Raw genomic sequence first — 13,810 nt, forward strand, 5'->3', positions numbered from 1 at the left:
CGAGCATGGACGCCTACGGCATTCTTCAAATCCTGATCTTCGCCGCGGCGGTACTGGCGCTGACGCCGGTACTGGGCGGATTCATGGCAAGGGTTTATGACGGGCGGGCGCGCCTGTTCGCGCCGATCGAGCGCGTCCTCTATCGTCTCTGTGGTATCGACCCCGCCCGCGAGCAGAATTGGGTCGGCTACGCCCTGTCCTTGCTGGTGCTCCATCTGCTGGCGGTGCTGACTCTTTACGGATTGCAGCGTCTGCAAGGATTCCTGCCGTTGAATCCGGCCGGTCAAGGAGGCGTGCCCCCCGATCTCGCCTTCAATACCGCCATCAGTTTCAGCACCAACACCAACTGGCAGAATTACGGCGGCGAAAGCACCATGAGCACTCTGGTGCAGATGGCGGGCCTCGCGGTTCACAACTTCCTGTCGGCAGCGGCGGGAATCTCCGTCGCGGTGGCGTTGATCCGGGGCTTCGCCCGCCGCTCGGCCCGCACCATCGGCAATTTCTACGTGGACCTGACCCGCACCACGCTTTACCTGCTGCTGCCCATCTGCGTGGTGGGCGCGCTGGTTCTGGTGTGGCAAGGCGTGCCGCAGAACCTTAACGCCCATGCCGAGGCAGCCACCTTGGAGGGGTCCCGGCAGGTCATCGCCCAGGGACCGGTGGCCAGCCAGATGATGATCAAGCATCTGGGGACCAATGGCGGCGGTTTCTTCAACGCCAATGCCGCCCACCCTTACGAGAACCCCAACGGCCTGGTGAACTTGATTCATCTGGTGGCCATCGTCGCCATCGGCGCGGGATTGACCAACACCTTCGGCCGTATGGTCGGCGACACCCGCCAGGGCTGGGCCATCCTGACCGCCATGGGGCTGCTGTTCCTTGTCGGCGTCCTTGCCGCCTATGGGGCCGAGGCCCGGGGGAATCCTGCCTTGGGCGGGATGGTCAACCTGGAGGGCAAGGAGGTGCGGTTCGGCATTGCCGCCTCCACCCTGTTCGCCGTCGTCACCACCGCCACCTCCTGCGGCGCGGTCAACGCCATGCATGATTCGCTGCTGCCGCTGGCCGGCCTCGTTCCCATGGTCAACATGCTGCTGGGCGAGGTGGTGGTGGGCGGCGTCGGCTCCGGCCTCTACGGCATCCTGGTCTTCGTGCTGATCGCGGTGTTCATCGCCGGGCTGATGGTGGGGCGCACCCCGGAATATCTCGGCAAGAAGATCGAGGCCCGCGAGGTCAAGCTGGCCATGCTTGCCATCCTGGCCACGCCGCTGGGCGTGCTGGGATTGGGGGGGCTGGCCATGATCACCCCGGCCGGACTGGCCGGAATCGCGGCGGCGGGGCCGCACGGCCTGTCGGAGGTTCTCTACGCCTTCGCCTCGGCCGCCAACAATAACGGTTCGGCCTTCGGCGGCCTGTCGGGCAACTCCGTCTTCTATAACACCGCCCTGGCGGTCGCCATGGTGATCGGCCGCTTTGGCATCATCATCCCGGTGCTGGCCATCGCCGGTTCCATGGCCGCCAAGAAGACCGTGCCGTCTTCGGCCGGAACCTTCCCCACCCATGGCGGGCTGTTCGTCGCCCTGCTGGTCGGCGTGATCCTGGTGGTGGGGGGATTGACCTATTTCCCCCTCCTGGCCCTCGGCCCGGTGGTCGAGCACCTGGCGCTGGCCGCCGGAACCCTGTTCTGAAGGAGAGCGTCATGACTATTCATCGTCCCGCGGCGCTGTCCCTGTTCGACGGGGCCGTCCTGGCCCAGGCGGGCAAGGATTCGATGATCAAGCTGGACCCGCGCCAACTGGTCCGCAATCCGGTGATGTTCACCACCGCCCTGGTAGCGGTTCTGGCCACGGTCCTGACTCTGCGCGATGTCACATCGGGCGGGGCGCAGAGCGGCGTCATGGTTCAGATCAGCGCCTGGCTGTGGTTCACCGTGATCTTCGCCAATTTCGCCGAGGCCATCGCCGAAGGGCGCGGCAAGGCCCAGGCGGCCAGTCTGCGCCGCACCAAGTCCGAAGCGGTGGCCAAGCGGGTGAGCGCCGTCGGTTCCACCCGCCACGAGGTGGTGGCGGCCGCCGATCTGCGCTCCGGCGATCTGGTGGTCTGCGAGGCCGGAGATTCCATTCCCGGCGATGGCGATGTGGTGACGGGCATCGCCACCGTGGACGAAAGCGCCATCACCGGCGAAAGCGCGCCGGTGATCCGCGAATCCGGCGGGGACCGCTCGGCGGTCACCGGGGGCACCCGCGTGGTCTCCGACCGCATCGTCATCCGGATCACCGCCAATCCGGGCGAGGCCTTTCTCGACCGCATGATCGCCCTGGTGGAGGGCGCCAGGCGCCAGAAGACCCCCAACGAGATCGCGCTCACCATCCTGCTGGTGGGCATGACCCTGATCTTCCTGATCGTGGTGGCGACCCTGCCGGCCTGGGCGTCGTGGTCGGGCACCGCCATCCCGGTGGTGTTCCTGGCCGCCCTGTTCATCACCCTGATCCCGACCACCATCGGCGGGCTGCTGTCGGCCATCGGCATTGCCGGCATGGATCGGCTGGTGAAGTTCAACGTCATCGCCAAGTCGGGCCGGGCGGTGGAGGCGGCGGGCGATATCGACGTGCTGCTGCTGGACAAGACCGGCACCATCACCCTGGGCGCGCGGCAGGCATCGGAGTTCCTGGCCCTGGCCGACGTCAACGAGCACGATCTGGCCGAGGCCGCCTTCCTGTCGTCGCTGGCCGACGAAACCCCCGAGGGCAAGTCCATCGTCGCCCTGGCCCGCATCCGCTTCCAGCTTAAGGAACCGGAGCGGGCTGACATGATCTTCATCCCCTTCACCGCCCAGACCCGCATGAGCGGCGTCGATCTGTCCCATGCCCAGATCCGCAAGGGGGCGTCGGATTCCATCATCGCCCATGTGGCCGAGCGTTCCGGAACCACGCCGGGAAGGGGGATCAAGGATCTGGTCCAACTGGTGGAGCGGGTCGCCAAATCCGGAGGAACTCCCCTGGTGGTGGCCCGCGATGGTCGTCCGCTGGGGGTCATCCACCTGAAGGATATCGTCAAGCCGGGTATCCGCGAGCGCTTCGCCACGCTGCGGGCCATGGGTATCCGCACGGTGATGGTCACCGGCGACAACCCGCTGACCGCCGCCGCTATCGCCGCCGAGGCCGGGGTGGACGACTATCTGGCCGAGGCCACGCCGGAAAAGAAGCTGGAACTGATCCGCGAGCACCAGCAAGGCGGTCAGCTGGTCGCCATGTGCGGCGACGGCTCCAACGATGCGCCCGCCCTGGCCCAGGCCGATGTGGGGGTGGCCATGAACACCGGCACCCAGGCGGCGCGCGAGGCCGGCAACATGGTGGACCTGGAGAGCGACCCCACCAAGCTCATCGAGATCGTTATGATCGGCAAGCAACTGCTGATGAGCCGGGGGGCGCTGACCACGTTTTCCATCGCCAACGACGTGGCCAAGTATTTCGCCATCATCCCGGCGCTGTTCCTGGCCTCCTATCCCCAGCTTGGGGCGCTCAACGTCATGGGACTGGCCAGCCCGCAAAGCGCCATCCTGGCGGCCATCATCTTCAACGCCGTGATCATCGTCGCCCTGATCCCCCTGGCGCTGAAAGGCGTGGGCTATCGTCCGGCGGCGGCCGAGGTGCTGTTGAAGCGTAATCTTGTGATCTACGGCCTCGGCGGCCTGATCGTCCCGTTTATCGGCATCAAGCTGATCGACATGATGATCGCCGCCCTCGGCCTCGCGTGACGGAGACGGATATGGTCAAGGAATTGCGGCCCGCCCTCACCTTGCTGGTTCTGCTGACCCTCATCGCCGGTCTGGCCTATCCCTTCGCCGTGACGGGACTGGCGGGAATTGCCTTCCCCTGGCAGGCCAACGGCAGCCTGATCGAGAAGGACGGCCATGTGATCGGTTCGGCCCTGATCGGCCAGACCTTCACCGGACGGGGCTATTTCTGGGGCCGCCCCTCGGCCACCGCCGTCGCCCCTTACGACGCCGCCAATTCGGGGGGCAGCAATCTCGCCCCCAGCGCCAAGGCCCTGGCCGAGGCCGTGGCCGAGCGGGACGCGGCGCTGCGCGCCGCCCATCCCGAAGAAAGCGGCCCGGTTCCCGCCGATCTGCTGACCACTTCCGCCTCGGGGCTGGACCCCCACATCACCCCGGCGGCGGCGATGTGGCAGATCAAGCGGGTGGCCATGGCGCGGCACATTCCCATGGATCAGGTCCGCACTCTGGTGATGGACCACGTGGAAGGGCGGGAATTGGGAGTCCTGGGCGAACCCAGGGTCAATGTCCTGCGCCTGAATCTGGTTCTGGACGAGCGCTGGCCCATGAGGTGAAGCTGAAGCCATGGCAGACGAAGAACAGCGACCGTCGCCCGATGCCCTTCTCGCCCAAGCCCGGCGGGAGGGGCATGGGCGTTTGAAGATCTTCCTCGGCGCCGCCCCCGGCGTCGGCAAGACCTATGCCATGCTCCAGGCCGCCCACCAACGACTGGCCGACGGCATCGATGTGGTGGCCGGGGTGATCGAGACCCATGGACGGCGTGAGACCGAGGCGCTGGTCAAGGGGCTGGACCTGCTTGCCACCCGGCAGGTGGAGTATCGCGGCCATTCCTTCAAGGAAATGGACCTGGACGGGCTGCTGGCCCGCCGTCCCGCCCTGGCCCTGGTGGACGAACTGGCCCACACCAACGTTCCCGGCTCTCGCCACGTCAAGCGCTGGCAGGATGCGGAGGAGCTTCTGGCCGCCGGAATCGATGTCTATGCCACCCTGAACATCCAGCACCTGGACTCGCTGAACGACGTGGTCGAACAGATATCCGGCGTGAAGGTGCGCGAGACCCTGCCAGACAGCGTCCTGGCCAAGGCCGGCGAGATCGAATTGATCGACTTGCCGCCGGAAGACCTGATCAAGCGGCTGCACGAAGGCAAGGTCTATGTCCCCGAACAGGCCCGGCGCGCCATAGACAGCTTCTTTTCGCCGGGCAATCTGACGGCGCTGCGCGAGATGGCGTTGCGCCATGCCGCCGAGCGGGTCGATCGCCAGATGGTGGATTACATGCGGGCGCACGCCATCGCCGGGCCGTGGCCGGCGCGCGAGCGCCTGCTGGTCTGCATCGACGAAAAGGCGGACGGGGACCGGCTGGTGCGGGTCACCAAGCGGGCCGCCGAACGCCGGGGTGCCGCCTGGGTGGCGGTGACGGTGGACACATCACGCGCCCATGCCATGACCGAGGCGGAAAAGGACCGCATCGCCGAGGCCATGCGGCTGGCGGCTCAACTGGGCGGGGAAACGAGCACCCTGCAAGGCGACGATATCGTCGCCGCAATCCTCGGCTATGCCCGGGAACGCAACGCCACCCAGATCGTGGTGGGGCGATCCCGCCGGCCGCGGCTGTTCCGGCTGGGAGCCTCGGTGACGGACCGGCTGATCCGTTCGGCCGGTGACATCAATGTGCTGGTCGTGGGCGGCGAGGCCGACGGAAAAGCTCAGCGCCTCGGCTCATCCCACATGGCGGAAAAGCCCGACTGGCGGGGTTTCGCCATTGCCATGGCCGCCGCCGCCGCCGCCACCGGCCTGGGCTTTGCCATCGATATCTGGCTGCCGGTGGCCAGCATCTCGGTGGCCTATCTTCTGGCCGTAATGGTTGTCGCCATGAAGGCCGGTCTCCGCCCCGCCATCCTGGCGTCGGTCGCCGGCTTCGTCGCCTTCAACTTCTTCTTTACCGAACCCCGTTTCAGCTTCGCGGTTTCCGACACCCAGAACATCCTGACCCTGCTGTTCTTCCTGATCGCCGCATTCATCGTTTCCAACATGGCCAGCCGCCTGCGTGCCCAGATCCAAACCACGCGGGAAAGCGCGCGACGGACGGGAAATCTCTATGATTTCGGCCGCAAGGTGACGGCGGCGGCGACCCTGGACGACGTGCTGTGGGCGGTGGTTCACCATGTCGCCAACACCATTCGGGGCCGCTCGCTGGTGCTGCTGCCGAGCGGAAACGGCCTTGCCATCGCGGCCGGCTATCCGCCGGAAGACCAGTTGGACGACAAGTCCAATGCCGCAGCCGAATGGGCTTGGGTGCAGGGTAAGCCGGCCGGGCGGGGCACCGCCACCTTGCCGGCCTCGCTGTGGCTGTTCCTGCCGCTCAAGACCTCGCGCAGTCCGGTCGGCATCCTGGGCGTCCAGATGACCGAGGATGCCGATATGCCCAGCCCGGAGCAGATGCGGTTGCTGGAGACCCTGACCGATCAGGCGGCGGTGGCCATCGAGCGGACCACCCTGGTGTCCGACATCGAGGCCGCCCGTGTCGCCACCGAGCGCGAACGCCTGCGCTCGGCGTTGCTGTCCTCGCTATCCCATGATTTGCGGACGCCGCTGGTGTCCATCATGGGGGCGGCGTCCTCCATCATCAGCTATGACGAGGCCCTGGATGCCGCGTCGCGCCGCGACCTCGCCCAGACCATCCAGGACGAGGCCGAACGTCTCAACCGCTTCGTCCAGAACCTCCTGGACATGACCAAGCTGGGGGCGGGCGCCATGAAGCCCCGGGTGGATTGGTCCGATCTGCGCGACATCGTCGGCGCGGCGGTCCAGCGCTCTTCGCATCTTGCCAGCCGGCACGCCATCAAGGTGGACATTGCCGGCGACGTTCCCTTGCTGTGCGTCGATGCCGTGCTGATGGAGCAGGTATTCTTCAACCTGATCGACAACGCCTGCAAATACGCTCCGGCCGGAACCCCGGTCAAGGTCTGGGCCATGCGGACGCCGGAGCATGTGACCATCGAGGTGGCCGATCAGGGGCCGGGCATTCCGCCTGAGGACCGCGAGAAGGTGTTCGATATGTTCTACCGGGTCGGGCAGACGGATTCCCAGGCGGCGGGAACCGGGTTGGGGCTGGCCATCTGCCGGGGGATCGTCGAGGCCCATGGCGGCGTCATTCATGCCGAACCGGGCCTGCACGAGGCAGGAACCTGCATCGTCATCCACCTGCCGCTGCCGCCCGCGCTTGACCTGCCGCCGGCGGAAGCCGAGGCTTGATGGCCATGACCCGGAAAATCCTTGTCGTCGACGATGAACCGCAAATCCGCAAGTTCCTGCGCATCTCGCTCGGGGCCAACGGTTATGGCGTGATCGAGGCGGAGAACGGCGCCCAGGGCATCGCCGGAGTGCGTGACACCGCCCCCGATCTGCTGATCCTCGATCTCGGCCTTCCCGATCTGGATGGGCAGGAAGTGATCACCGCGGTGCGCCAGTTTTCCGAACTGCCCATCATCGTGCTGTCGGTGCGGTCCCAGGAATTCGACAAGGTCGAGGCCCTGGAGCGCGGGGCCAACGACTATGTGGTCAAGCCGTTCGGGGTGGCCGAACTGATCGCCCGCGTCCGCGCCGCCCTTCGCCCGCGCAGCCCCAGGGATGCCGCCGAAGCGGTGGTCATCGGTCCCGTCCAGATCGACCTCGTCCGCCGAATCGTCACCCGGTCCGGCGGGGAAGTCCGGCTGTCCAAGAAGGAATGGGAGTTGCTTGCCTTCTTCGCCCACCATCCCGACCATGTGCTGACCCACAAGCACATCCTCAAGGAGGTCTGGGGGCCGGCCCATGTGGACGACACCGCCTATCTGCGGGTCTACGTCAACCAACTGCGCCAGAAGCTCGAGGACGATCCCAGCCAGCCCAGGCTGATCGTCACCGATCCGGGCGTGGGGTATCGGCTGAAACGCCAGGATTAATGTCTGTCCGATTCGGCCTGGACCGGACGGACGCTAGTTGATCTTGAAGCCGTACTTGACGAAGACTCCCTTGGCCTCGGGACCCTTGATGGTGTCCAGCAGCGCCTTGGTGGCGGGGGTTTCCTTGCCGGCGATCAGGGCGAAGGGATAGACGATGGGGTCATGCATGGTGTCGGGGAACACGCCGACCACCTTGACCTTCTTGGACACAGCGGCGTCGGTGGCGTAGACCACGCCCAGCGGAACCTCGCCGCGCTCGACGAAGGCCAGGGCGGCGCGGACCGAATCGGTGGCGGCGATCTTGGGCTCCAGGGCCTTCCACTGGCCGGCCCGTTCCATGGCCTGCTTGAAGTAGAGGCCAACCGGCACGGCGTCGGGATTGCCGGTGGCGATGCGGCCCGCTCCCGCCAGGGCGGCGATGTCGGTCTGGGGCGTCAGCTCGATCCTGCCCTGCTTGGAATCGGCGGGGGCAACCAGCACCAGGGCGTTGCCCAGCAGGTTGAAGCGCGAGTCCTGGTTGATCAGCTTCTTCCCAGCCAGATAATCCATCCATTTCAAGTCGGCGGAGGCGAAGACCTGTCCGGGGCCGCCCTGTTCCACCTGCTTGGCCAGGGCCGACGAGGCGGCGTAGGAGGGAACCATCCTGTGGCCGGTCCGGGCGGTGAACTGTTCGCCGATCTCGTTCAGCGCATTGGTCAGCGAGGCGGCGGCGAACACCACCACGTCCTCGGCATGGGCCTGGGCCACGACGGCAACGGAAAGGAGGAGGCCGGCGACGGTCCCCAACAGGCGGTTCATCAGCATCGGCTCGCTCCTTGCTCCGATCGAAATATAGTACATGTATATAGCGATGGGATTTTCCCGGCAACCCGGAATGGGCATGATACCTCCGGCCTTATGAACCGGCTTGCGGTTCATAAGGCCGGAGGCAAGCGCGACCGCGCGTCTCGGCTCATGCCGAGAAAGCCAAGCAAAGCGCCCGGCGCCGCCGCATTTTCTGGCTGACGGCGGCAAGCCTGGCGTCATATTGTCAGGACACATGACGAGGGGCGCCGCCGTGACGGACAGTAAAGTCGAAGCCATTTTGGCGCTGAGGGGCGGCGGCCGTTCGCCCGTCGGGCGCGACCGCATCGCCCTGCTGGAGGCGGTGGACCGCCACGGCAGCATCACCAAGGCCGCCCAGGCCGTGGGACTCAGCTACAAGGCGGCGTGGGACGCGCTCAACGCCGTCAACAACCTGCTGCCGCGCCCGGCGGTGGCGGCCCAGACCGGCGGCCGCAACGGTGGCGGTGCCGTGGTCACCGAGGACGGCAAGGCCCTGATCGCCGCCTTCCGTCTGCTGGAAGATCGGCTGTCCCGCGCGGCCGCCCTGTTCGGCGATGCCAGCACGCCCATCGATCCCATCATCCTGCTTCGGAGTCTCGGCATGAAGACCAGCGCCCGCAATGCCTTCCGCTGTACCGTCTCCGAGATCCGCCGGGGCAGCGTCAACGCCGAGGTGATCCTGCGCCTCACCGATACGCAGACCCTGGCCGCCACCGTCACCGAAGAGAGCCTGCGCGATCTCGGCATCACCGTCGGCCAGCCCGTTACCGCCTTGGCGAAGGCCTCCTTCGTCATGCTGGCGACCGGCACGACGCCGCCGCCGGTATCGGCGCGCAACCGCATCCCCGGCACCGTCGCCCGCCGCGAGGATGGGCCGGTCAGCAGCGAGATCACCCTGGACATCGGCGGCGGCAAGGTCCTGACCGCCATGGTGACCCGGGACGGAGCCGACGAACTGGGGCTGCAGCCCGGCACGTTTGCCTGGGCCTTGTTCAAGGCGTCCCACGTCATCCTGGCGGTGGAATAGGCGGCGTGGCCGAATACGGAGCTGGCCGATATTTTGACAACCATGGCAACCTTATGGCAGCATTTGTCGGGGGATATGGCCACCAATCAGTATGATCACGAGGGGCGGTATGGGGTGGTGGAGGCGGGTGCTGCAAATTTTTCGCACGGAGGACGGTGGCGTGGCCGACCCGGCCGGCCCCGCGCCGGTGCGCCTGGAGATGGCCGCGCTGACCGATCCCGGCAAGGTCAGGCAGAACAACGAGGATTGCTGTTTCGCCGATCCCGACCTGCGGCTGGCGCTGGTTGCCGACGGCATGGGCGGCCATGAGGCCGGCGAAGTCGCCAGCCGGATGGTCGTCGACGAGATCGTGACCCGGCTGGCCACGTGCCGGTCCGACGACATCCAGGCGGCCATGGTCTCCGTTCAGGAGGCCGTGGCGAGCGCCAACGGCAAGCTGGTGGCGGAAAACGTCCGCCGCGGCGGGGACGGGGCGAAGCGGATGGGCACCACCCTGGCCGGGGCGTGGTGGCCCAGCCTGGACCGGGTGGTGGTCTTCAACGTCGGGGACAGCCGGGTCTATCGCCTGCGCGGCCAAGGCCTGACCCAGCTCAGCCAGGATCACTCGGTATACGAGGAGTGGCGGCGGGCCGGGGCGGTCGGCGCCGCCCCGCGCCGCAACATCCTGTCGCGGGCCATCGGCCCCTCGGACGAGGTTGCCGCCACCGTGACCCTGCACGATTGCGGCCAGGGGGATGTGATCATCCTGTGCTCGGACGGTTTGTGGGGCGTGGTGGAGGATGACCGCCTCGCCGAACTGGCCCGATCGGCATCGGGTGATGTCGCCGCCCTGTGCCGGCTGGCGACGGACAGCGCGCTGGCCGCCGGTGGCCCCGACAACGTCACCGTCGTCGCCGTGGCCGCCGGCTGAGGCGATCAGCGGACGATACGGACCGTATACTCACCCTGACCGAAGGCGCCGGCCGCCTGATAGGCTTGCACCAGGGAGGACAGATCCGTGGTGTCGAGGGGGGCCAGATCCTTGCCGTGAAGGGCTTCGGCTACCTTGGGCGCGCTTTGGGTGGCGAAGCAGATGAACCGCTCCTCCTGCCCGGCATTGTCCATCACCAGCTTGAACTTGCCGTTCGGGACGGCGAGGGGCTTGCCCGGCGCCGCCGCCCCGCTCGGCTGGAAGCGGTTGGGGAAGACGCGGGTGATGGTGCTCGACGCCTGCCGGTAATAGCAGGTCACCCAGGCCGGGCGGGTGACGGCGATGGAAAGCGTCAGCGGCGTGCCGGCGGGATAGGGCTTGTCGCCAAGCTGGCCGGTCACCGCAAGCACCGGGGCCGCCGCCGTGGCGGCGGGCTTGGCGGACGCCGTGGCCCCCGACGTCTTGGTCTTGACCTCGCCCAACTCCTTCTCCAGGTCGGCGTCGGCCCCCGCCACCGGGGTGGAGGCGGCCGGGGCCGGCGCGGTGGGCTTGGCGTCGCCGCCCTTGATCCGGACCTCGCCCAGTTCCTTCTCCAGGTCCATGTCCGAACCGGCCTTGGCCGGGTTGGAGGCCGGCGCCGGAGCGGGAGCCGGGGCCGGCGGCGGCTTGGGGGAGGAGGCGAGGAAATAGGCCCCCCCCGCCCCGGCCAGCGTCAGGCCGGCGACGGCAGCGGCGATCAGCGGCATGCGGCTGCCTTGCCGCTTGTGCTGGACGACGATGGTGGCGTCGTCGGTGCTCCCGATTATGGTGGCGGCCATCAGGGTTGCGTCACCGCCGCGCGTCACCACGGTGGGGTCGTCGCCGGAAACGGCGCGGCCGGCGGCCGAGGGCATGGCGAGCGGCGCGGCGACCTTGCCGGTGGCGGCCATGGCGAGGGCGTCGGCGAATTCCTTGGCGGTCTGGAAGCGCTGGTCCGGGGCGCGGGCCATGCCCCTGACGACGACGGACTCGATGGCCGGCGGAATGCCGGCGGCCAGGCGGGTCATGGGGATCGGCTCGGTGGTCAGCACCCGGTGCATGACGGCGGTCAGGTTGTCGCCGGCGAAGGCCTTTTCGCCGGTCAGGCCCTGGTACAGGATCACGGCGGCGGAATAGAGGTCGCTGCGCGCATCCACCGGTTCGCCGGTGAACTGCTCCGGCGACATGTAGCTGGGCGAACCCATCACCGTGCCGATCTGGGTCAGGGTCGAGGATTCCAGGCGGGCGATGCCGAAATCCATGATCTTGGCCTGGCCGTCCTCGGTGATCAGGATGTTGGACGGCTTGATGTCGCGGTGGACGATCCCCTGGCGATGGGCATGCCCAAGGGCGGACAGAACCTGATCCATGATGGACAGCATGGTCTCGGTGGAGAACCGCTCGCCGGCCTGAAAGTACTGGGCCAGGGTCCGCCCCTTGACCAGTTCCATGGCGATGAAGGCGCGGCCGTCATCCTCGCCGTATTCGTAGACGGCGACGATATTGGGATGCTGCAGGCGGCCGGCGGCGATGGCCTCGCGCTTGAAGCGCTCGGCCGCCTCGGCGAACTCGGCGTCGGCGCCGCCGTCGTCGTTCTTCCTGGTCTTGATGGCGACAAGACGGCCGATGACCGGGTCGCGTCCCTGATAGACGATCCCCATCGCCCCCCGGCCAAGTTCGCCGATGATCTCGTACTTGCCGATCCTGCCGCTATCAACCGTTGCCACTTGCCGTATCCCCTTCCAGGTCAGTGGTTCAAGACGACGCCGAAACGGATGAAGTCGTTCCGCCGCCAGCGCCCGTACAGCGTGTCCGGCTCGCCTCCGAAGGCGCTCATGTCGAGCTTGAACTTGATGTCTTCCGCATACTTGTACTCGGCGCCGGCCGATGCCGAGTGGTCGCCGTCGACAAAGTTCCTGGCGCCGCCGACATAGGTGCTCCACGCATTGGAGATGCGGAAGATCACGCGGCCCAGCACGGCGTCGCGGAGGGGCCGGGACGACGAGGAATTGGCCAGGAACTGGCCGCTGCTCGACTGCTGGTCGGTGACCAGTTCGCCGGCATATTCCAGGATCGGCTGAATCTCGTCCAGCCCCAGGCTGTTGGCCAGGGCCGAGTCGCGATAGCTGAAGCCGACCACGTGCTTGATGAAATCCTGGTCCTGGTTGTGGCTGGCGATCTGCCACGACGCCTCGCCATGGAATTCCCAGCGGTCGATGGTGGTCGAGACGCCCGCCGCCAGCGTGCTGGCCATCGGGCGGTAGATCTCGGACATGGCCGCCCCGCGCTGGCGCAGGATGGGGTAGATGGTGGGGCCGTAATGGGCCAGGCCGAAATAGTCGAAGCCGCCGGCGGTGCCCTTGTAGCGCCCCAGATAGCCCCAGTTGCGCGCCGCGCCGTCATGGTAGTTCTCGGCCAGCGACGCGCCCGCCCCCAGGGCCGGCATGGCGGTGAAGGCATAGCTGGAGGTGCCGCCGAACCAGCGGGAATTCTTGTGCGGCACGACGCTCACGTCGTCGGTCGGCAGGACCGCCAGGGTGAACTGGTCGTCTCCCACCGCCCGGTCGTAGCGGGCCTGCCAGCGGCCGGTGCGGAACGCCTGGGTCGGGTCGGCGGCATAGCTCGGCTCGAAACGGTCGGCGGGTGAATAGAGGGTGGACACCCCCATGGACAGCGGCGCCTTGCCGATGGTGACCGTGTTGCTTCCCATCTGGTGGGCCAGGGAGAGGGTGTCGACATCCACCCATTTGGCGCGGTTGCCATGGGCTCCGGGGGCGGTGAAGACCCCCTTGTGCTCGTTGGTCGCCGTCGATCCGACGGCGTGCATCTTGAGGTTGAACTGGGTGTCCGGGGTGAGCGACGCCCGCGTGGTGATCTGGAACTTCGACCAGCCGACCGCATGGTCGTCCACCACCTGCCGGTTGGAATAGCCCATGGGGAAATAGGTGGTGAACAGGTCGAGCTGGTATTGCGCGCGCTTCACCAACTGGGCGAAGGGGTTGTCGGCAGTCTGCGGCGCCTTGCTCTCCTTCTTGGCGGCCGGCGCCGCCGTGTCGAGGAACTCGTCGTCGGAGGTATCCAGCATGCTCTTGCCGGCGGGAGGAGCCGCCTTCTTGACCGGCTGCGCCTCCATCTGGCTTTCGATGTCGCCGAAGCTGTCGTCGATCTTGTCCTTGGCCTGGGCGGTTCCGGCAGCCGTGACGACCATGCCCGCCAGGATCGGACCCGCCAATATCAGGGATGAGATCCGCACGTTTTTCCTCCAATCCACACTGCGTCTTCCGCTGGCCGTC

10 protein-coding genes are annotated in these 13,810 nt (G+C 67.2%); 7 read left to right on the top strand and 3 right to left on the bottom strand.

The window, feature by feature from the left end; translation table 11 throughout:
- Positions 1-5: 5 nt before the first annotated feature.
- From kdpA to H261_RS13200, 5 genes are read left to right on the top strand one after another with little or no spacing between them, the layout of a single operon-like run.
- Entirely contained in the window at positions 6-1,685 is a 1,680-nt protein-coding gene (gene kdpA / locus H261_RS13180) for a potassium-transporting ATPase subunit KdpA (RefSeq protein ID WP_008618276.1), read from the top strand.
- 11 nt (positions 1,686-1,696) lie between these two features.
- Complete coding sequence (gene kdpB, locus H261_RS13185) at positions 1,697-3,754, top strand: potassium-transporting ATPase subunit KdpB (protein WP_008618279.1); 2,058 nt, start codon at positions 1,697-1,699, stop codon at positions 3,752-3,754.
- Positions 3,755-3,765: 11 nt separating this feature from the next.
- A complete protein-coding gene (gene kdpC, locus H261_RS13190; RefSeq protein ID WP_008618281.1) occupies positions 3,766-4,347 on the top strand; it encodes a potassium-transporting ATPase subunit KdpC in 582 nt (193 codons plus the stop codon).
- A gap of 10 nt (positions 4,348-4,357) precedes the next feature.
- Positions 4,358-7,048: a sensor histidine kinase gene (locus H261_RS13195; RefSeq protein WP_040476452.1), complete on the top strand. Its 2,691-nt coding sequence runs from the start codon at positions 4,358-4,360 to the stop codon at positions 7,046-7,048.
- A gap of 5 nt (positions 7,049-7,053) precedes the next feature.
- Positions 7,054-7,737, top strand: coding sequence for a response regulator (locus tag H261_RS13200; RefSeq protein WP_040476458.1), 684 nt, complete (start codon positions 7,054-7,056; stop codon positions 7,735-7,737).
- Between the two features lie 33 nt (positions 7,738-7,770).
- On the opposite strand, the gene modA is transcribed toward H261_RS13200, so the two are convergent.
- A complete protein-coding gene (gene modA, locus H261_RS13205) occupies positions 7,771-8,541 on the bottom strand; it encodes a molybdate ABC transporter substrate-binding protein (RefSeq protein ID WP_008618287.1) in 771 nt (256 codons plus the stop codon).
- A 253-nt stretch (positions 8,542-8,794) separates the two neighbouring features.
- On the opposite strand from modA, the gene H261_RS13210 reads away from it, so the two are divergent.
- Both H261_RS13210 and H261_RS13215 read left to right on the top strand, forming a co-directional pair.
- Positions 8,795-9,589: a TOBE domain-containing protein gene (locus H261_RS13210; protein ID WP_040476453.1), complete on the top strand. Its 795-nt coding sequence runs from the start codon at positions 8,795-8,797 to the stop codon at positions 9,587-9,589.
- 160 nt (positions 9,590-9,749) lie between these two features.
- The gene (locus H261_RS13215; protein ID WP_008618292.1) at positions 9,750-10,499 is read left to right on the top strand and encodes a PP2C family protein-serine/threonine phosphatase; all 750 of its coding nucleotides are present in this window, start codon (positions 9,750-9,752) and stop codon (positions 10,497-10,499) included.
- A gap of 5 nt (positions 10,500-10,504) precedes the next feature.
- Here H261_RS13215 and H261_RS13220 read toward each other — a convergent pair whose 3' ends face one another.
- Positions 10,505-12,244, bottom strand: coding sequence for a serine/threonine-protein kinase (locus tag H261_RS13220; RefSeq protein WP_152426861.1), 1,740 nt, complete (start codon positions 12,242-12,244; stop codon positions 10,505-10,507).
- A gap of 20 nt (positions 12,245-12,264) precedes the next feature.
- On the bottom strand, positions 12,265-13,770 hold the full coding sequence (locus H261_RS13225; protein ID WP_152426862.1) for a hypothetical protein: 1,506 nt from the start codon (positions 13,768-13,770) through the stop codon (positions 12,265-12,267).
- Positions 13,771-13,810 lie beyond the last annotated feature (40 nt).

This window comes from Paramagnetospirillum caucaseum, from assembly GCF_000342045.1.
Taxonomy (GTDB): domain Bacteria; phylum Pseudomonadota; class Alphaproteobacteria; order Rhodospirillales; family Magnetospirillaceae; genus Phaeospirillum; species Phaeospirillum caucaseum.